Raw genomic sequence first — 19,594 nt, 5'->3', positions numbered from 1 at the left:
CTTTTGCCTTATTTCTTTTTGTTTCTTTGCCTATTTTTTCGGATTTCGATATTCGAAATTGCCGTTTTGTTACTTTTCTACTGCTATTTTTACTACCTTTTTGCCTTCAGAACCGTTTATAAGCGCAAGATATATACCGCTTGCGACCTTACTGCCTGAGTCATTAGTTCCGTCCCATGTAACCAGACCGTCAGCCGAATTGTAGTCAAGTCTTCTAACCAGCTCACCGGTTATAGTATAGATCCTTATGTCCGCTGCACTTGTCAGGTTGCCTATAGTGACATCCGTAATGTTAGGGTCGAACGGGTTAGGATATACTTTGACTTTACCGAGGTCTACCTCAGGCACAAGCTCAACTATCGCATAGATCGAGAAATGTTTTATCTTTCCCGTAACCTTACCCGTTGTAGTATTTACCTTTGACGGTATCGGAACAAAGGTGGCCGTTGCAGGATTGTAGGCCGCGAGGGACAGCTTCTTTGTATTCATACCTGTGACATTAGCGGGCTTGTAAGTCATAGTAACAGTGATAGGTTTTACCGGCTGTAAATTCTGCTTGTTGTTTATATTTACAACTACTTTGCTGACTTTTAGGTTCTTCTGCTTAGGAGTGGGTATGACCGTAGTCACAGGCGTAACGGTAGTCGTAACCGTAGCCGTAGACGTAGTCGTAGTCGTAGTTGTAGGCGTAGTAGGCGGAACCACGGCTGTAGTCACAGTAACGGTAGCTATTGTAAGAGTGACATGCTGCGCAAATGTGCCCGAGGATATCTGGAGCTGTACAGGCCCGAACTCAGAGGGTAATTCTACCTCGTCGGGTTCAGGGTACATGGTTATATTGGCTATCGTGGTCGTGCTGGTAATTTCACCTACGAAAAACGGCCTCATCATCTCGTTTTCTTCGTGTTCCAGGATATGGCAGTGCCAGACAAATATTCCCGGTATATCGAATTTCGCTTTGACGCGCGTTATCTCTCCGGGATAAGCGATGAGGGTATCTTTTCCGCCGCTTTCCCAGACCTCAGGAGGCTTGACCGTTCCCACTATTCCTGCCGCGGGATCAAAGACTTCCCTGTTGACCACTTCAAACTGGACCTGATGAATGTGCACAGGGTGAGCGTCCACAGTGAAGTTATATATTTCCCATTGCTCTATTGAACCCAGATCAGGGTCTTCAGTTACAGTATCTTTCCACATCTTAGGCACACCAACCGGTGTCGGGCCTGTAAGGTCTACTTTACCAAGCAGAGCCATCCTGGGGCCTACGCCTGTCAGTACGTTAGAATCCATTTCGTTTAGGGATATCTGCCTTGCCATATTGACAGCACCAAGAGGTGTTCTCGCGGGCAAGACCAGCTGGTCAGCAGGCGTGCTTAAGTCCGGGCTTGTTTTTGCTACTACCCGAAACTGCATGACCTGTCCGGTTGTGTTGGGATCAGCAGGTGTAAAAGTAGTTCCCGGAACGAACGGGGAATCAGCTCCTATGTTCTGCATCATGACGTTGGTTCCTGCCGGGACGTTCGTGAAATCCACTATGACATCTGCACGCTCTCCATTACCTATAAGCAACTGGGTAAGGGAAACAGGAGAGCTTAAGAAGCCGCCTTCTGCTCCTATCTGCCAGAAAGGCAGGTTGTTGTCAAGCTTTAACAATAGTAAACGGGAGTTGCAGCCGTTCACGATACGGAAACGGTAACGTTTTTGTTCAACCGTAAGGTACGGCCAGGTCTTGCCGTTAACCAGCATCGTATTGCCGAAAAATTCAGGGTTCCATATCGGAGCTATATCGGATTGAGGAGCATAAGGGCCGGTGAAACCATCAAAGAAAGCCCTGGTGTTCGGATAGAACAAAGAACCGTCGGCGTTGAAAGATTTATCCTGTATAGCCAAAGGTATTTCAAAACAGCCCGTATTTGTTGTTGTCGGAGCCGGACCGGGAAGAACAGCAGCTCCTCCGGCTTTTGTTGTCACTATGTCGCTTGCTCCGCCTCTTATGAGGTAGAACCCCGCAAGGCCCGCATAGACATTCAATCTATCCATACCCATAGCATGATCGTGGTACCAGGCCGTACCTGCTGCCTGGTCATTTGGATAATCAAAAACAGCGGCTCCTCCAGCCCACTGCGAACCGAATTTTGATAAACTCTTATTGAGGTCGTACCAGGTTCCTACAGTTGCATAACCAGTAGGTATGTTATTTGCAACCGGCAGATACCACGCTTCAGCGTAACCGTCGCTTTCCTGGTTTGTGTGCACGCCGTGCGCGTGAACGACTAAAGGAACAGGCCCTGTATAAGAGGCCGGGTCAGTTCCCGGTGAATCTCTGCCTGTCAGCCCTGCTGCAGGGTTTGCCCAGTGTATAGTCTGGTCAACGGGCAAAAGATGGGGGAGGTAGTTTCCGCTGGCGTCCACAAGGCCGTTTATCCACTTAACGCGGACCGGTTTGTTGGCTTTCGCTTCAATAGTGAATGCCGGGTAGTTGAATGTTCCCGGATTCTGTACGGAGCCATATCCCCAGACAGTGGTTTTTGGCATGCCTGTAGGCAAAACCTGCTGGCTAAACTGCTTCGTGGATATTTCGTAATAGTCTTCAGTTGCGCTGGTTGTTGTTGTCGGCATAGCCGGCGGCACAACCAGGGGGTCTACATATTTAGGTATCGTTGCCGCGTCATTGGCAACAGGGATTACGCTTGCGCTGGCAACAGTGGATGTGCTGGGCATAGCTCCTATGAACATCGGCCTCATCATCTCGTTCTCTTCGTGTTCTAATATGTGGCAATGCCATACAAAAAGGCCCGGGACATCAAACTTTGCCTTGACACGAGTTATCTGGCCCGGGTAAGAAACGACCGTATCTTTTGTGCCGCTTTCCCAGAGTTCTGGGGGATTTATCGTTCCCACTACTCCTGCGGCAGGGTCAAATATCTCCCTGTTCACCACTTCAAATTGAACCTGATGAATATGCACAGGGTGAGCGTCTACTGTAAAATTATACATTTCCCAGATCTCTGTGGCGTTTAAAGCCGGGTTTTCTGTAACTGCGTCGCTCCATAATTTGGGAACTCCAACCGGTGATGTCGAAATTGAAAGGTCTACTGTTCCCATTAAAGCCATCCTGGGGCCTATGCCGGGCAGGACGTTTGAACTCATTTCATTAAGGGATATCTGCCTGGTATTATTAACAGCTCCTAGATCGGTCCTTGCCGGAAGCACGAGTTGATCCGGAGGGGTGCTCAGGTCCGGGCTTGTTGCTGCCACTACCCGAAACTGCATGACCTGTCCGGTCGTGGCCGGGTCTGCGCTTACAAAATCAACTCCGGGGACGCCTGTGAAAGGCGCGTCAGCTCCGATGTTCTGCATAATTACGTTAGTGCCGACTGGTACGTTCGTAAAATCTACTATAACATCAGCCCTTTCACCGTTGCCCATATGCATCTGTGTGCGCTGGACCGGGTTAAGGCTTAAGAAACCGCCTTCAGCTCCTATTTGCCAGAAAGGCATGTTATTGTCGAATTGTAGAAGAAGCATACGGGAGTTGCAGCCGTTTACAATGCGGAAACGGTAACGTTTCGCTTCAACCGTAAGGTACGGCCAGGTCTTGCCGTTAACCAGCATCGTATTGCCAAAAAACTCCGGGTTCCATATCGGCGCTATATCCGAAGTGGGGGCGTAAGGCCCAGCGAAAGCGTCAAAATAAAGCCGGCTGTCCGGATAAAATAAGGAGCCATCCGAGTTGAAAGACTTGTCCTGAATAGCTAAAGGTATCTCAAAACAGCCTGTATTGGTCGTTGTAGGCGCTGGGCCTGGAAGCACTGCCGCTGCTCCTGTTTTTGTGGTCACGACATCGCCCGCACCGCCTCTTATAAGGTAAAACCCAGCAAGTCCTGCATATACATTTAATCTATCCATGCCCATTGCGTGGTCGTGGTACCATGCTGTTGCCGCGTTCTGATCATTCGGGTAATCAAAAACAGCGGCTCCAGCACCCCACTGGTATCCGAACTTCGATTTAGTTTTATTTGGGTTAAAATAAGTACCTTCTGTCGCGTAACCGGCTGGGATGTTGTTAGCTGCCGGCAGGTACCAGGCTTCAGCGTAGCCGTCGCTTTCCTGATTTGTGTGTACCCCGTGCGCATGAACTACTAAAGGAACTGGGCCTGTATAAGATGTAGGGTCAGTGCCTACCATATCTCTGCCCATGGTACCCCCGGGAGGGTTTGCCCAATCTATCGTCTGGTCAACAGGCAAAAGATGGGGAAGATAATTCCCGGTTGCATCCACAAGTCCGTTTACCCATTTAACGCGGACTGGTTTATTGACAGTTGCTTCAATGGTAAATGCCGGATAATTAAAAGTTCCAGGGTTCTGGACTGAACCGTAACCCCAGACAGTGGTTTGGGGCATGCCTGTGGGAAGCACCTGCTGGGAAAACTGTTTTGTTGATATTTCATAATAGTCTTCTGCGGCCGTTGTAGAGGTCTTTGGCATAGCAGGCGGTACAACTAACGGGTCCACATATTTTGGTATTAAAGTCGGGTCTTGTGTAGGCGTGCTAGTGAATGCTTCTAACGCCACCGGGCTGATGTTTGACAGCCCTACAAAAAACAACAACGCTGCGACAACTGCTTTCAACAACATTTTACTCTTCATTTTACTGCCTCCTCTGGAAACTTTTTAAGACGTATAGTTTCCTTGATGCCCTAATTTTAGTAGAATCACACATTTTAGAACATTGTCTGTTTCCACCTTTTATGCGCCTGTTTCCACCTTGCTTTCTAAACACAGACGAGGAAACAAATTTAATAAAATAAATCCAAAACCCCAACTTCCTAATAGTGGAAAAAAGTCAATCATTGCCGGAAATGCATCATTCTAATTTTATGGAATTTGTTGTATGCTTAAGGTAAGAAAGCAGGCTGTCCCGCAGACAGGCTGGCGGAAAGGCGGCAGAGGAGAAAATATAAAATGCTAAAAAACAGCACGTTCCATCTCATAGCTAATGACTCAAATTTAAGAAAAGCTGTAATACGCCTATTGCTCTTTTATATTTTGCTTATAGTCCTTGTTTTTCTCTTTAGCCAAATATATTTTAAAAATGTAAAAAAGATTTTAATAAGGGAGGGAGAAAGGGACCTTTCTATAATAGCCGAACTTAAAGTCAGCCAGATATTGAATTGGAGGCAGGAACGCCTTGACGATGCTTTCATCCTTGCCCCGTTTTATATAGATGCTGCAAAGATAAACATACTTGCCAGGACCGGTGACAGGATAAAAAGGCAGAAACTATTCTGTAAATTGACAAATGAAATCCATAAAAACCCGGAGTATGAAGGCATCTATTTGTATGACCTGTCGCTGAAACTGATAACTTACGGATGCTCTTCAAATGAAAAAGTAACGCTCGGCGAGTATGAAAAAGGGCTGGCTCAGCAGGCGCTCAAAGATAAAAAGATTATATTTTCAGACCTTTACAAACACGAGGCAGATAAAACCGTAGACCTTGATGTTTATGTGCCCGTATTTGAAACGGACCTAAAGGGCACAGATGTTTACGGTTTAATAGTGATGAAAATATCGCCGTATAAGTTCCTCTATCCTTTCATGCAATCCAATCCCGGCCCGGGGCAAACTCTAGAAACCTTTATAGTAAGAAAAGAAGGGGATAAAGCTCTTTTTTTAAATGAACTGAAGTACCGGAAAGACAGCCCGCTTACTTATACGCTTCCTATGGCAGGGAAAGGATACCCTGCATCAATGGCTGTAAGAGGGGTAACCGGAATAGTGGAGGGGGTTGATTACCGCCAGACCCCTGTAATAGCGGCTATAAAAAAAATACCGGAGTCCTCCTGGATACTTATTGTAAAGATAGACAAAGATGAGGTGAACGCTCCGGTTAAAAACCGGGCGGTTCTTATAACGCTTTTTGCCTTAATTATTGTTGGCGGGATAGGCGCCTTCCTCGGCTTTATCTGGTACAGGCAGATAGTCAGGTTTTACAGGAAACAATACATAGCCGAAGTAGAGCGCAGGTCGCTTGAAAAAAAATACGATTACTTTATAAAATACGCTAACGATATAATACTTATTTTCAATAAAGACCTGCGGATTATGGAAGCTAACGAAAAAGCCCTTGCCAGCTACAAGTTTTCTCAGTTAGAGATAGTGCAGAAGAACCTGAAAGACATCGTGGCGCTTGAAGCTTTGCCCGTGCTTGCTGAAGATCTTAAAGTAATTGAAAATAAGGGAAGCCATATATTTAAAACCATACATAAACGAAAAGATGGGTCTACATTCCCTGTAGAAATCAGCATGCAGCATTTTGTCATAAGCTGGAACGAATTTTATCAGGCTATAATCAGAGATATAAGCGAAAGGAGATAATTCGTAATTCTGGGTAATTCTGGGGACACAATACTTAATTGTTGTTTCAAAAAGTGAATTAAGTATTGTGTCCCCCGATTTCCAAAGATGAATAGCCTTGAAGGGTGTATGAGGGGGAAATAACATGCAGAATCTGGATTTTAACAATTTATCCTTAATGACGTTTATTTCAATTTATATTACAGGGATAGCTTCGTCCTTTGGCCCCTGCATCTACCCTGTTATACCTGTTACGGCCGGTTTTATAGGTTCTCGCTCGGGAAATACCGCGGACCGTATAAGGGCAGCGCTGTTTTATGTCCTTGGGCTTGCGCTTTGCTACACTTTTATTGCTATGGCTACTGTTTATACCGGCAGGATTTTCGGCTCCCTTACAACTAACCAATATGTGTACCTGGCATTCGGTATCTTAATTTTAGCTCTGGGCGGCAACATAATAGGTTGTTATGATATCAATGTTACTGAATTAGATGAGGTAAAGCTTTTCGGAAGCGAACTGCACTTCTGGGGCCCGTTTATTGTTGGAGCCTGCACAGGCCTTGTGGCTTCGCCCTGTGCCACGCCGGGCTTAAGCTCTCTTTTGTCCTTTATGGCCGGGAATAAAGCAACTGTTGCAGGCTGGTTACTAATGCTGGCATACTCTATGGGAATGGCTACCATCCTTTTTTTTATAGGCGCTCTTGCGGCGTTTCTTGAAGGCCTGCCTAAAACCTACATATGGATACTGCGTTTAAAAAGGCTTCTTGGTTTTGCTCTTGTAAGTTCAGGTGTATACTATATTTTTATGGCAGGGCATTTGTCATAACAATTAACAATTAACAATAAACAATGAACAATGAACAATGAACGATTGGCTGTGAAGGGAAATTTATATGAAGAATATTATTTTAATCCTTGTTTTGTCAATTTTATTATTTACCGTGCCTGCTTATGCGGAAAAGGCGCCTGCGTTTTCGCTTGAAAAGCTGAACGGCAAAATATTCGACGCAGGAAAGCTTATCGGCAAAAAAACAATTGTTATAAACTTCTGGGCCTCCTGGTGTTCGTCCTGCAGAGAGGAGATACCTGAACTGGATGCCCTGAAGACAAGCCCGGGCTCGGAGAACGCTGTTTTTATAGGCATTAACCTGGGGGAAAGTGAAAGTAAAATCAAGTATTTTGTAAACAAAAACAATTATCCGTATTTAGTGTTAAAGGACGCCGGTAATAAAACAGCAAAGCTCTTCAACCTGGACGGGTTGCCGGCCACCATAATTATAGGTAGAAGCGGCGATATAGTTTATAAGGGCGCAAGGCCGCCTAAAAATTATACATTTAAATAGCCCTTCCCGTCCCGGGGACGGGGGAGGCGCAAAGATGATGTAGAAATAAGTCAGTTAATTAAAGAAAGTGACACTTATCCACCTTTAATGAAAATGACATAATATAAAATATGAAATTATTAAAACTCTTTTTCATCACGCTAAAGTTAGGCCCTGCGGCTTTTGCGTTAATTTTATGTTATATGCTTTTAAATTTCACAGGCTGCGAAGTTTTCCGCCAGCTTCTTCCTGTGCCGGACCGGCCTAATAATGCGGTTCAGAAACCTGTCATAACCGAACTTTTCGCATCCGCTATAACAAATAACACGGCTATAATTTCCTGGCGGACTCAAAAACCTGCGGGTTCTAAAGTAAACTACGGGACATCGGTGAACCTGGGAAGCGAGGTTATTATAACAACCCAGACAGTTGTTCACAACGTAAGTTTAAGCAGCCTTAACCCTGGAACTACATATTATTATAAAGCCGCCAGTTTTGATCCCCTGGGCAACAGCGTAGTTTCGTCCGTGCAAACTTTTATTACGGAAAGCCTTGGCATAGATAGTATAGGCCCGCAGGTGTCTGGCCTTTCTGCCTCGCCTAATCCTAACGCCGGAGCGTCTTCGATAACGGTTTCAGCCGTTGTCTCTGACGCGGCTACAGGGAATTCAAACGTTACAGCCGCTGAATGTTTTTTTGATAACCAGGGAGCAAACGGTACCGGCGCCGCTCTTTCCGCTCTTGACGGCGGTTTTGATTCGGTTACAGAAAATGTATCGGGTTCTATTTTGGTCACAGGCCTGTCCCTGGGAAATCACACACTGTTAGTACACGGCCGTGATGCTGCGAACAACTGGGGGCCTATACAATCTATTTCTCTAACTATATCCGCAAGCGCCGGAGATACAACCGGCCCTGTTACCTCGGGGTTAAGCCTTACCCCTAACCCTACCGCAGGAGCCGCAATTGTAACTATAACGGCTGCTGTCTCGGACATAAGCGCCGGAGGTTCCAACATCATCGCAGCGGAATATTTTTTTGATACCCAGGGCGCAAACGGAGCAGGAACGGCTCTTTCTGCCCAGGATGGTTCTTTTAATTCAGTTACTGAAAATGTGACAGGTTCTGCTTCAGTATCCGGCCTGACTATGGGCAATCATACTCTTATAGTGCATGGCCGGGATGCGGCGAACAATTGGGGCGCTGTACTATCCATTTCTTTTAATGTAACATCCGCGGGAGACACGTCCGGCCCGGTTACAACTGCTTTAACAGTTTCGCCTGATCCTACTGCCGGCGCAACTGCTGTGAATATAACAGCCACGGTTTCGGACATGACTGCAGGCAGTTCTAATATCTCGGCTGCTGAATGTTTTTTTGATACTCAGGGCACAAGCGGGACAGGAACGGTTCTTACTGCCCAGGACGGGCTCTTTAACAACGTTACAGAAAGCGTTAACGGTATAGTCTCGGTTTCCGGTTTGAGCGCGGGCCTGCACACGGTTTATGTGCACGGGAAAGATTCGTCAAATAACTGGGGGCCGTTTGTCTCAGTTACATTTACGGTTTCCGCGGGCGGCGGCAGCGATACCCTTGGCCCCCTTACCTCCGGCTCAAGTATAACTCCAAACCCGACCCTGGGAGCCGCAAGCGCCGTTCTTACAACTACGATTTCAGATGCAAATACGGGCAATTCTAATATCGCCGCTGCGGAATATTTTATAGATACCCAGGGCGCGGGCGGGACCGGCACAGCCCTGGCTGCCCAGGACGGAACCTTTAGCGCGGTTACTGAAGCGGTTACGGGTACTGTTAATATTTCGTTATTAAGCGCAGGTTCTCATACCGTGTTCGTGCACGGCCGCGATGCTTTAAATAACTGGGGCGCGTCTCAAAGCGTAACATTGACCGTATCCGCGGCAGATACCGCGGGGCCCATAACTTCCGGCCAAAATATAACTCCAAACCCGACAGCAGGAGCAGCGAGCGTTACTCTTACCGCCACGGTTTCAGACGTAACTACAGGCGGGGCTAATATCGCGGCGGCGGAATATTTTATAGATACCCAGGGTGCAAACGGAACAGGCACAGCCCTGTCATCCCAGGACGGTGTATTTAATTCTCCGAATGAAGCGGTCACAGCCTCTATTAGTGTTGCGTCCTTAAGCCTGGGGGCTCATACGGTTTTTGTACACGGCCGGGATGCCTTTGGAAATTGGGGCACAGCACAGAGCGTATCCTTGACTAAATCCGCGGCAGACACAACAGGGCCTGCGGCCTCCGCTTTGAATATAACGCCCAATCCCACAGCAGGAGCTCTAACTGTCACTCTCACCGCAAGCATTTCAGAGGTGTCTACAGGAGCATCTAATATCGCGGCTGCGGAATATTTTATAGATACCCAGGGGGCAAATGGCGCAGGAACAGCCCTTTCAGCCCAGGACGGGGCATTCAACTCAACAGCGGAAACCGTTACAGGTTCTATAAATGTTTCATTGTTAAGCGCCGGCGCTCACACGGTATTTGTACACGGACAGGACGCTTTAAACAACTGGGGCGCTGCTCAGAGTATATCTTTAACTGTATCTGCTGCCCCGGATACTACAGGGCCTGTCTCATCTAGTTTAAATATAACCCCTAATCCTACTGCAGGCGCCACAAGCGCAGCCCTTACCGCTACGGTCTCGGATGCAGCCGCCGGAGGGTCTAATATAACGGCTGCGGAATATTTTGTGGATACCCAGGGCGCTAACGGGGCAGGAACAGCGCTCAGCGCTCAAGATGGGGCCTTTAATTCTGCCTCGGAAGCTGTAACAGGCTCAATAAACGTTTCAGCCTTGAGCGTGGCGGCGCACACTATCTATGTGCACGGCCGTGACGCTTTAAATAACTGGGGAAGCGCAGTGACTACTACCCTTACCATAACAGCGGCCGCAGTTAAACCGGATTCGCTTAGCGCTGCAATTGTGCACTGCACCCTGAGTTTCACAGGCAACCAGCCTCAGGAAGCTGTCTGGATAGAAGATTCTGTCGGCGCATTTGTGCGCACATTGTTTATTTCCAGCCATGCATCGAGCAATTCCAGCGACTTGCCTACTTGGTTTTCAAAATCAGGCGGAGTAACTAACGGGACTACAGGGGCATCTAAACCGTCCGGCAGTTTTAACGTAAACTGGACGCCGCCCAGAAATTCAGCCGGCACAGTAGTAGCTCCCGGGACTTACCGCTACAGGATAGCTATCCGGCGGGAGGGAGGCGGGGAATCAACTTTTACCGGAAATATTACTCTTGGCAACTCCGCAGCAAACTCTACAGCTACCGGCGGCGGGTTTGTAACATCGTTTTCAGCGGATTATACACCTTGAAACAGTGAACAGTAATCAGTTACCAGTTACCAGTGACCGGCAAAAAGGCAATAAAATAAAAGAATAAATAAAACGAAGGGAAACAAATGAAAATTCTTACTAAATCCGGATTCATATTATTAGCTGGAATAATATTTCTTGCGCTATTTTTTTCAGGTTGTTCAAGCGTTTCCCCGTGGCAGAAGGGGCTTTTGGCTGACCCCGCTATGCAGTTTATTACGGAAAATGAAGGAAATACCTACGAGCAGCATATGCTTAGTTCCCGTGAAGCCTCGAGCGGCGGCTACGGCGGAGCCGGAGGCGGCTGCGGCTGCAAATAAAGAATTTCGAATTCCGAATATAGAATTTCGAAAAAATAACCAATAAGGCAAAACGGCAAAAAGAAACTGTATAAAAGAACACTTTAAAAAAATTGATTTGAAGCAGGTTTGTCTGTTTGAATATTGAATATTGCAGTTTTTTTCGATATTCGAAATTGCAGTTTCGAAATTAAGTTAAAATAAGGGAGGTAAAATGAGCAATAAATTATTAAGAGCGGCAGCAATAATTCTATCTTTACTGATTACGGTTGGTTTAGTTTTTGCAGATATAAAAGTGGGCGATAACGCTCCTGATTTTTCGCTGAAAGATTTGAAGGGGAATACTTACTCTCTTGAAAAACATAAAGGTAAGAATATTATTTTTTTAAACTTTTTTGCTACCTGGTGCGAGAACTGCATTGAAGAGATGGCCCAATTAAAAGAGCTATATCAAAATTATAAAAGCAAAGGGTTAGATGTTGTCAGTATTAATGTCCAGGAAAACCCTGCAAAAGTAAAGAAATTCATCGAAAAGAATCAGCTGCCGTTTCCTGTCCTGCTTGATTCCAGCGCTTCGGTAGCGAAAGACTACGGGCTTGTAGGTTTTCCTTCCAATATAATCGTAGATGGCGAGGGCAAAATCAGGTTTATGGATTCCCGGCCTCCGGCAAATTTCGAAGAGGTTTTCGCAGCCATGAAAGATACTATAAAGCCGGCTAAAAAAATTGATAAAAAAGCAGGTAAAAAATAGTGTTGAACGGACAAAAAACCCTTTTACTATTGACATTAACGCTCCTATTTTATATATCCTATGCAGAAGCTGAGCGGAAGGTCGGAATAAAATATGTCACGTACACTGATGATGACCAGGTTGATGTTATTACCGAGGGTATTGACGCAGCTGTTGATGTGGGGCCAAAGACAACCCTGACGGCTTCAAGGATAATAGATGGCATAAGCGCGGCCTCCCGCAAAATACCGCTCCTTGACGGCCTGACAAGCGCCACTCCGCACATAGGCAATGTTACCAGGGAATACCGCAGAGAAGTCTCTCTGGGATTAACGCAGAAAATAAAGAACAATACGTTGACTGTTTCCGGCGACACCAGCGGCGAAGACGATTATGCCTCGGATTCCTTTTTTGTTTCCTGGACCAGCGAGTTTGATTCAAGGAATAAAGCCATAACATTTGCTTATTCTGATTACAGCGATAAATTGTTCCCTTTCGGAGTTGCCTGGACTGATAAAAAGATATCGAAAATATATGACCTGGCATTCACAAGCGTGCTTACTCCCCGCTCTCAGATGAGAGTTGTGGGGACCTATGAACGGGATGACGGTTATCTTAGCAACCCGTACCACAGGGTATTGATAAATGAATATTATTTTACGGAGAGGCATCCCTCGGTGCGGGACAGGGCTGCTCTGGGATTATTTTACATACTAGGACGGGAAGAACCCAGGATATCTTCCGTGCAATTTGACTACAGGTACTATTATGACAACTGGGATGTTCATTCAAATACGTTCGGAGCAAAATACACCAGGTACCTTTCAAAGGCTATAATGGGTTCGCTCAGGGGCAGGTATTGCAGGCAGATGGGAGCGTCTTTTTTTAAGAACTCATACACCGAAGAAGAGCGTTTCATCAGCGCAGACCCGAAACTTTCAGATTTTTCCTCGTACCTCTATGGAACCGGTCTGCAGATACAGGCGGTAAGCGGTGTGTTTGTAGATATAATGTATGAGCGGTATTTTCATGTTTCAAACCTGGACCATGCAAAAATCTATCAATCTGTATCGAAGAAAGACCTCGTTGCGCAGATATTATACATAAGCACGACTATAAAATTCAAATAGGCATAATATGCGTGTTTCCGAAGGCGTTCCAACATCATACAGCGGTAGTTTACGTATTGCGGATATGCTTGTTATCTTGCTTGTGTTTTCTGCTGCCTTGTTCCTGGTTTTGGCAGGGAATGGCGCTTATGCCGGGCAAACAGCGGTTGTAAAGCAAAACGGTTCTTTGTACAGCGAAATACAGCTTGCTAGAAACGGCATTACGGAAATAAACGGATTAAAAGGAGCTATTAAGCTTGAAGTCCTTAACGGAAGTATTCATGTGGCTGATTCAGCTTGCCCTAAAGGGTTATGCAGGCATTGGGGGTGGATCAATGGCCCTGGGGAAGCTATCGTATGCGTGCCTAATAAGTTGACGATTGAAATTAAAAACGGGCATGAAGGAAGGTTTGATGCTGTCACATACTAAAGAGCTCGATAATAAACCTTATAATTCCAGTGTTCTGCAAATAGGATTTTTAGCTGCGATTGCAAGCGTTTTGCAGCTGACAGAGTCATTTATACCCATGCCCTTGCCCGGAATGAAAGTCGGGTTTGCCAACCTTGTCACAATAATAGCCATTGTAAGGTTTGGGGCCGAAAGCGGGATGTATGTCGCGGCTATCAGATCTATAGTTAGCTCTCTCATCATTGGAACTTTCCTGTCTTCAGGTTTTGTATTAAGTTTTTCAGGAGCCCTGGCAAGTGCGGCAGCGATGGGAGTTATGTTCAACTTAAACAAACGTATAAACCTGTTCAGTTTGATAGGTATAAGCATCGTAGGAGCGGTAGTCAACAACCTTGCCCAGGTATCGGCGGTTTATTATTTATTTGCCCAGGTTAGTTTAATAAAAGGGTTAGTGCCATACCTTTTGTTTGCAGCCATAATAACAGGCTACATAACCGGGTTTTTAGCGCAAAGGATCTGCCGAAAACTCCGTCCCGGGGACGGGAGCGGCGACTTAGCATACAATGAATTAGTTCCTCAAATAAGGGCATCGGCTCCTTCTTATTCTATATTCTCAGTAGTTAAATTTATCGCTATAACTTTTATATTTTTTGCAGGGCTTTTTATAAGTAATTTAGAGGTTCAACTCCTTCTGATTGCTTTTACATCAATAGGAGCCTTATTATTAAGAGCAGATTTTACAGCTTTACCAGTAAGTTTAAGAAAGGCTTTTCCTTATTTGTTATTTATATTTTTAGTTAACCTTGGCGGCGCCTCGGATTTTCTCAGCGGTTCTTTAAAGGGAATAACAGCCTGTTCGAAACTGGTTGTTCTACTCATACTTTCATTTGTTGCCGGGAAAACCATACCGGAGAAAGAGTTAATTTATTTTCTTTCAAAACTTATACTGCCTCTTGAGGTTTTCGGCATAGACACTAAGAGCTTCCTTAGCCAGGTTTTATATACATTTAAGGCTGTCCCATTTTATTTAAAGGAATTGAAAGCCCGCTTCAGCTTCTTTTCCAAAGGCAGCAGGGCCAGAAAAAGAACGTTTAAAACCGCAGCAGCTTATACTACAGCGGTTTTTGTCAACCTTATGAGGAGGCAGCCGGATGTTTCGCCAGGCCGTTAAGCTGTTTTTTGTATTTACCTTTGCGGTATTTTCTTTCGGCTGTTCAAAAGAACCTGTAACCCGTACGGGTTTTTATTTCAACACTAAATGCTCAGTAGTAATACCTGCTTCTGAAAAAAATACAGCTAAAGCCCTTGATGATGCTTTTAGGCGCCTTGAAGAAATAGACGCCAAGTTTAATGTCCTTAACTCCTCAAGCCCGCTCTATTCATTTAACCGAAATGGCGTTCCTATAAATGACAAAGAAATAGCCGAGGTTGCACGATATGCGTTTAAGGTTAAGGATGAGAGCTCCGGAGCTTTCGACCCGCTTATTTATCCTCTGGTGCAGTTATGGAACTTTTACGGAGATGCCCCTGTCGTGCCTAAACCGGAAGACGTAAAAAAGCTGCTTTCTTTAGTAAAAGATGCCGGCATAAAAATAAACGGCGATGAAATAAGCGCAGGGAAAAAAGGCGCAGGTTTGGATTTTGGAGCCCTTATACCCGGTTATGCTGCTGATGAAGCTGTAAAAGTTTTAAAAAACAACGGTATCAAGAATGCTCTTGTAGATACAGGAGGAGAGCTTTACGCTCTTGGAAGGAACGGAAAAAGAAAATGGAAGATAGGGCTTAAAAACCCGCGGGGCGATGGTATCGTAGGTATCATTGAAGCGGAAAACGAAGCTGTTTCTACGGCCGGGGATTATGAAAAATATATAGAAACAGGTTCTAAACGTTACCACCATATATTAGACCCAAAGACAGGCTACCCTGCGGAAGGAATCCGAAGCGTCACCGTAATAAGCCCGACCGCCTTAGAAGCCGATGCCTGGGACACAGCGGTTTTTGTGCTCGGTATAGAAAAGGGTTTTGATGAGGCATCGGTAAAAAGGGGTTATAAGACTATAGTGATAGACAATAACGGCAAGTTTTATATATCCCCTGAAGGCGAGAAGCAATTTAGTAAAGAGAAGATTAAATAGCCTCCCCCTCGGGGTGGGCAAGGTGAGATTGTATGCTAAATATAGATCTTGGCAATTTATCAGTGGGGACATTCATAGCGGTATATTTCGCAGGGGTGATTACGTCTCTTACGCCCTGTGTTTATCCTATTATCCCTATCGTAATAGGGTGCATGGGTTCTTTTTCGGGAAGTGTAGGAGCGCGCATACGAGGGGCGGTATTTTATGTAGTTGGGCTGGCTTTAGTCTACACCGCTTTAGGCATGATAGCAGCCCTTACCGGAAAGATGTTTGGCAGCCTGACGACAAACCCCTATGTGTACCTTGGTTTTGGCATTATGGTTCTGGCCCTGGGCGGGAACATGATGGATTGGTATTATATCCCCCTGCCCGGCTTAGGCGGTAGTACGGCTGTAAATGACAAACCTTCTTTTTTTACTCCTTTTTTTATGGGTGTAAGCTCAGGGCTTGTAGCATCGCCGTGCACTGCGCCGGTTCTTGGAGGGTTGCTGCTCCTGGTGGCGACAAAAAAAGCGATAATCAGCGGAGGCCTGCTGTTGTTTATGTTTTCTCTTGGCATGAGCACCCTTCTATTGGTATTGGGTTTTTCGTGCAGCTTTTTAGCCTTTTTGCCTAAATCAGGCAATTGGATGGTGAAAATAAAAAAAGCTCTGGCTTTGCTTCTGATAGCAGGAGGCATATATTTTATTTTTAAAGCCGGGCAACTGTATTAAAAAATATGAGCAGGGCCAAAAAAAGGTGTCATTCCCATGAAAATGGGAATCCATGAATTAGATTAGAGTGTCAGGTGAAGAACTGGATTCCTGCTTTCGCAGGAATGACAATATTCAGAATTTTTAGAAGGACTAAGTCAAAATTGCACCGTCCGTTGTTGAAATGGATGGTTCTTTTTTTGGGCAAAGCAGATAAAAGTCAGCAAAAAGTGGAATTTGGCTATTGTTGAAAGCCTTTCAAAATTATAAAATTTATTGTATTTTAAATACAATAACATGCAACCTGAAAGCAAAAGAAAGACAGCAAAATTAATATCAATAATCACAGCCGGTGCCGGCATCGCTGTTATGCTTGGCTGGGTATTTGATATCAGCGCCTTAAAAAGCATTTCACCTGCCTGGATATCCATGAAGTTTTCTACGGCATTTACATTTTTTTTAAGCGGTGTCATACTTTATTTTATCGCAAAGGCGGAGGAAGGCGAATTAGACAACTCTTACATTGTTATTTCAATAGCTTCTTTGCTTGTCATTCTTATAATGGGAACGATGTTTTTTTCGACCCTCCTGGGGGTCCATACCGGTGAAGAAGATTTATTCATTAAAGACACAGGAAACCTGGTCAAATCTGTTGTCCCGGGCCGCCCGTCTGTCCCCACTATGGCCTGCTTTATCTTTATCGCTGCGGCGGGAATTATAACAACTTTTAAACCTGAAAAGCTTAAGGCGATATTAAATACTATAGGCGTAATAATTGGTTCAATCGGATTGATAGCGATAGCTGGTTATGCAATTAACCAGCCTTTTTTTTATTACTACATAAGCGGGGTCAATTCAGCTATCGCAGTACATACAGCCATAATCTTTGTTTTATTGGGAATAGGTTTTTTATGCTTATAAGGTCAAAACTTATCATTCTATTTCTTGCTGTCACCTTGATTCCTATATTCTTTATAAGCGCCTTGACTTTTCATAATTACAAAGATTCCATCGAACGTGTGCGCCTGGCTCAGCTGCAGGATGTGGCTGCGTTTAAGGCAGACAAAATAGATTCTTACTTTAAATCCCTGAAATCCAACATAGAAATATCCCACGGTTTTTATAACATTAAAGTAAACCTTCCGGTTCTAAGCAGGTTATCAGGCCTAGTCAAAAACAAAGAATATGTGGCTTCAAAAACAATGCTGGACGGACAGCTGCGTCAGATGACTTCAGTTTTAGGGCTAATAGATATTATGCTTGTAAACCCTGAAGGGAAAGTCGTTTATTCAAGTAACCCGGAACATTACACGAAGGATGTCCTAAACCCACTTGTCGGTGACAGCCAAAAGGCCTTTGATGAAGGGAAAAAAGGAGTCTTTTTTTCCGACGTATTTCTCGATAAGGCTGAAGGAAACAAGTTTGCGATGCTCGTAACGGCCCCGGCTTTTGATTTCAAAAATGTTTTTATCGGCGTTATAGCTTTTGAAGTGGATATGTCAGATATTTATAAACTTATTGATGACAGGACCGGCCTCGGTATAACCGGGGAGACCCTGATAGGCAAAAGAATAGACAATGACGTGATATACTTAAATCCTATAAGACATGAACCTGAAGCTGCGCTTAAGAAACACATTCCTCTTGGAGGGGAAGCCGGCGGCCCTATCCAGGAAGCGGTACAGGGCAGGGATGGAAGCGGGCAGTTAATAGATTACCGCGGGAAAAAAGTTATAGCTGCCTGGAGGCCTATACCGGCGCTTGACTGGGGAATGGTGGCAAAGATAGATGCTGAAGAAGCGTTTTCAGACGTAACACATTTGAAGCTGTTAGTTGTTATAATCGCTGTTATAATCGCAGTCCTTAGCGGGATTATGGCGTTTTCCATAGCTCAATCTATTTCAAGGCCGATAAATAGTTTGTCAAAAGGAGCTGAAATAGTTGGAAACGGGAACCTGGATTACCGCGTAGGAACCAGCCTTAAAGATGAGATAGGTCAGCTTTCAAGGACGTTTGATAAAATGACTTCAGACCTAAAAAATACTCTGGCTTCGCGCAATGAATTGAACGCTGAAATAGAAATGCGCAAGCAAACGGAACTCGACTTAAAGCGTTCTAACGAGAACCTGGAACAATTTGCTTACGTCGCATCGCATGACTTACAGGAGCCTTTAAGGATGATGGCAAGCTATTCCGAGCTCTTGGAAAGGCGGTACAAAAATAAGCTGGATGCGGATGCAGATGAATTTATAGCGTACATAGTCAACGGCGCAAAACGCATGCAGAAACTGATAAACGACCTTCTTGCCTACTCGCGGATAGGCCGCGGGGAAAAAACTTACGTGGAAATTGACACTGAATCTGTGTTGGAAAGGGTTTTAGAGATCATGGCCAAAACCATACAGGAAAGCAAAGCTGTCATAACACACGATAAACTTCCTGTTGTATTCGGAAACGAAAGCAATTTTATCCAGCTTTTCCAGAACCTGATAGGAAATGCCATAAAGTTCAGGGGTGAAGATTCTCCGCAGATTCATGTGGCCGCGAAAAAAGAGCCAGGTGAATGGTTGTTCTCGGTAAAAGATAACGGTATAGGTATTGAGCCCCAGTACAAAGACCGTATTTTCCTTATTTTTCAACGCCTGCACGGCAGGGATAAATACCCCGGGACAGGTATAGGCCTTTCAATCTGCAAAAAAATAGTTGAGACAGAAGGCGGAAGGATATGGCTTGATTCAGAACAGGGCAAAGGCACAACCTTTTACTTCACAGTGCCAATATCATCAAAATTCCCTCTACCTTTGGGGGAGAGGGCAGGGGTGAGGGGGTAATGAAAAGAAATAATATTGAAAGGAGCCGCCATTTACGGAAGAATCAAACTGAAGGGGAAATGAAATTATGGTCGGTTTTGAGAAATAGGTCCCTGGAAGGCGCTAAGTTCAGAAGGCAATTTTCGGTTGGTAGATATATCTTGGACTTTTATTCTCCTGAATACAAATTAGCGATAGAGGCTGATGGCGGCCAACATTACGATGAGATAAATAAGAAACGCGATGAGAGAAGGGGTAAAGAGTTAGATCAAATTGGGATAAGAGTATTGAGATTTAGCAATACGGATATTTTGAATAATATTGACGGGGTATGCAAGGTGATAATAGAAAATATCAAGTAAA

At 44.9% G+C, this 19,594-nt stretch carries 15 protein-coding genes; 14 read left to right on the top strand and 1 reads right to left on the bottom strand.

Annotation, left to right across the window (positions count from 1 at the left end; translation table 11 throughout):
* Nucleotides 1-69: 69 nt before the first annotated feature.
* Nucleotides 70-4,650 (bottom strand): multicopper oxidase domain-containing protein, encoded by a 4,581-nt coding sequence (locus tag LHV68_06565; protein MCB4791535.1) that lies wholly within the window; start codon nt 4,648-4,650, stop codon nt 70-72.
* Between the two features lie 315 nt (nt 4,651-4,965).
* Here LHV68_06565 and LHV68_06560 point away from each other — a divergent pair, with 315 nt between their 5' ends.
* The 14 genes from LHV68_06560 (at nt 4,966) to LHV68_06495 (ending at nt 19,593) form a co-directional block, all read left to right on the top strand.
* Nucleotides 4,966-6,381 carry a PAS domain S-box protein gene (locus LHV68_06560; protein MCB4791534.1) on the top strand — a complete coding sequence of 472 codons (1,416 nt, stop codon included), beginning with the start codon at nt 4,966-4,968 and terminating at the stop codon, nt 6,379-6,381.
* A 124-nt stretch (nt 6,382-6,505) separates the two neighbouring features.
* Nucleotides 6,506-7,186, top strand: coding sequence for a sulfite exporter TauE/SafE family protein (locus LHV68_06555; protein ID MCB4791533.1), 681 nt, complete (start codon nt 6,506-6,508; stop codon nt 7,184-7,186).
* A gap of 67 nt (nt 7,187-7,253) precedes the next feature.
* Nucleotides 7,254-7,703, top strand: a complete 450-nt coding sequence (locus LHV68_06550) for a TlpA family protein disulfide reductase (protein MCB4791532.1) — start codon at nt 7,254-7,256, stop codon at nt 7,701-7,703.
* Nucleotides 7,704-7,813: 110 nt separating this feature from the next.
* A complete protein-coding gene (locus LHV68_06545) occupies nt 7,814-11,047 on the top strand; it encodes a DUF2271 domain-containing protein (protein ID MCB4791531.1) in 3,234 nt (1,077 codons plus the stop codon).
* A gap of 86 nt (nt 11,048-11,133) precedes the next feature.
* Entirely contained in the window at nt 11,134-11,367 is a 234-nt protein-coding gene (locus LHV68_06540) for a DUF4266 domain-containing protein (GenBank protein MCB4791530.1), read from the top strand.
* A gap of 193 nt (nt 11,368-11,560) precedes the next feature.
* On the top strand, nt 11,561-12,097 hold the full coding sequence (locus tag LHV68_06535) for a TlpA family protein disulfide reductase (protein MCB4791529.1): 537 nt from the start codon (nt 11,561-11,563) through the stop codon (nt 12,095-12,097).
* Nucleotides 12,097-13,206, top strand: coding sequence for a DUF3570 domain-containing protein (locus tag LHV68_06530; GenBank protein ID MCB4791528.1), 1,110 nt, complete (start codon nt 12,097-12,099; stop codon nt 13,204-13,206). The genes LHV68_06535 and LHV68_06530 overlap by 1 nt, the downstream gene beginning before the upstream one ends.
* Nucleotides 13,207-13,213: 7 nt before the next feature.
* Complete coding sequence (locus tag LHV68_06525; protein ID MCB4791527.1) at nt 13,214-13,615, top strand: NusG domain II-containing protein; 402 nt, start codon at nt 13,214-13,216, stop codon at nt 13,613-13,615.
* On the top strand, nt 13,566-14,765 hold the full coding sequence (locus LHV68_06520; protein MCB4791526.1) for a Gx transporter family protein: 1,200 nt from the start codon (nt 13,566-13,568) through the stop codon (nt 14,763-14,765). Before LHV68_06525 ends, LHV68_06520 begins: the two co-directional genes overlap by 50 nt.
* Nucleotides 14,746-15,729 (top strand): FAD:protein FMN transferase, encoded by a 984-nt coding sequence (locus LHV68_06515; protein ID MCB4791525.1) that lies wholly within the window; start codon nt 14,746-14,748, stop codon nt 15,727-15,729. The genes LHV68_06520 and LHV68_06515 overlap by 20 nt, the downstream gene beginning before the upstream one ends.
* A gap of 32 nt (nt 15,730-15,761) precedes the next feature.
* Nucleotides 15,762-16,442: a sulfite exporter TauE/SafE family protein gene (locus tag LHV68_06510; GenBank protein ID MCB4791524.1), complete on the top strand. Its 681-nt coding sequence runs from the start codon at nt 15,762-15,764 to the stop codon at nt 16,440-16,442.
* A 276-nt stretch (nt 16,443-16,718) separates the two neighbouring features.
* Nucleotides 16,719-17,342: a hypothetical protein gene (locus tag LHV68_06505; protein MCB4791523.1), complete on the top strand. Its 624-nt coding sequence runs from the start codon at nt 16,719-16,721 to the stop codon at nt 17,340-17,342.
* A complete protein-coding gene (locus LHV68_06500; GenBank protein MCB4791522.1) occupies nt 17,333-19,252 on the top strand; it encodes a HAMP domain-containing protein in 1,920 nt (639 codons plus the stop codon). The genes LHV68_06505 and LHV68_06500 overlap by 10 nt, the downstream gene beginning before the upstream one ends.
* Complete coding sequence (locus LHV68_06495; protein MCB4791521.1) at nt 19,252-19,593, top strand: endonuclease domain-containing protein; 342 nt, start codon at nt 19,252-19,254, stop codon at nt 19,591-19,593. Before LHV68_06500 ends, LHV68_06495 begins: the two co-directional genes overlap by 1 nt.
* The last annotated feature ends 1 nt before the right edge of the window (nt 19,594 follow it).

The sequence above is a fragment of the Candidatus Liberimonas magnetica genome (assembly GCA_020523885.1).
GTDB classification, from domain to species: Bacteria; Elusimicrobiota; Endomicrobiia; order Endomicrobiales; family JAFGIL01; genus Liberimonas; species Liberimonas magnetica.
The sequence above is the reverse complement of the archived record's forward strand: the minus strand, read 5'-3'. Positions and strand labels throughout refer to the sequence as shown.

What these genes read in the sequence shown, in the direction of transcription:
- LHV68_06565 (MCB4791535.1), bottom strand. Translation starts at nt 4,650, where the DNA reads ATGAAGAGTAAAATGTTGTTGAAAGCAGTTGTCGCAGCGTTGTTGTTT.
- LHV68_06560 (MCB4791534.1), top strand. Translation starts at nt 4,966, where the DNA reads ATGCTAAAAAACAGCACGTTCCATCTCATAGCTAATGACTCAAATTTA.
- LHV68_06555 (MCB4791533.1), top strand. Translation starts at nt 6,506, where the DNA reads ATGCAGAATCTGGATTTTAACAATTTATCCTTAATGACGTTTATTTCA.
- LHV68_06550 (MCB4791532.1), top strand. Translation starts at nt 7,254, where the DNA reads ATGAAGAATATTATTTTAATCCTTGTTTTGTCAATTTTATTATTTACC.
- LHV68_06545 (MCB4791531.1), top strand. Translation starts at nt 7,814, where the DNA reads ATGAAATTATTAAAACTCTTTTTCATCACGCTAAAGTTAGGCCCTGCG.
- LHV68_06540 (MCB4791530.1), top strand. Translation starts at nt 11,134, where the DNA reads ATGAAAATTCTTACTAAATCCGGATTCATATTATTAGCTGGAATAATA.
- LHV68_06535 (MCB4791529.1), top strand. Translation starts at nt 11,561, where the DNA reads ATGAGCAATAAATTATTAAGAGCGGCAGCAATAATTCTATCTTTACTG.
- LHV68_06525 (MCB4791527.1), top strand. Translation starts at nt 13,214, where the DNA reads ATGCGTGTTTCCGAAGGCGTTCCAACATCATACAGCGGTAGTTTACGT.
- LHV68_06515 (MCB4791525.1), top strand. Translation starts at nt 14,746, where the DNA reads ATGTTTCGCCAGGCCGTTAAGCTGTTTTTTGTATTTACCTTTGCGGTA.
- LHV68_06510 (MCB4791524.1), top strand. Translation starts at nt 15,762, where the DNA reads ATGCTAAATATAGATCTTGGCAATTTATCAGTGGGGACATTCATAGCG.
- LHV68_06505 (MCB4791523.1), top strand. Translation starts at nt 16,719, where the DNA reads ATGCAACCTGAAAGCAAAAGAAAGACAGCAAAATTAATATCAATAATC.
- LHV68_06500 (MCB4791522.1), top strand. Translation starts at nt 17,333, where the DNA reads ATGCTTATAAGGTCAAAACTTATCATTCTATTTCTTGCTGTCACCTTG.
- LHV68_06495 (MCB4791521.1), top strand. Translation starts at nt 19,252, where the DNA reads ATGAAAAGAAATAATATTGAAAGGAGCCGCCATTTACGGAAGAATCAA.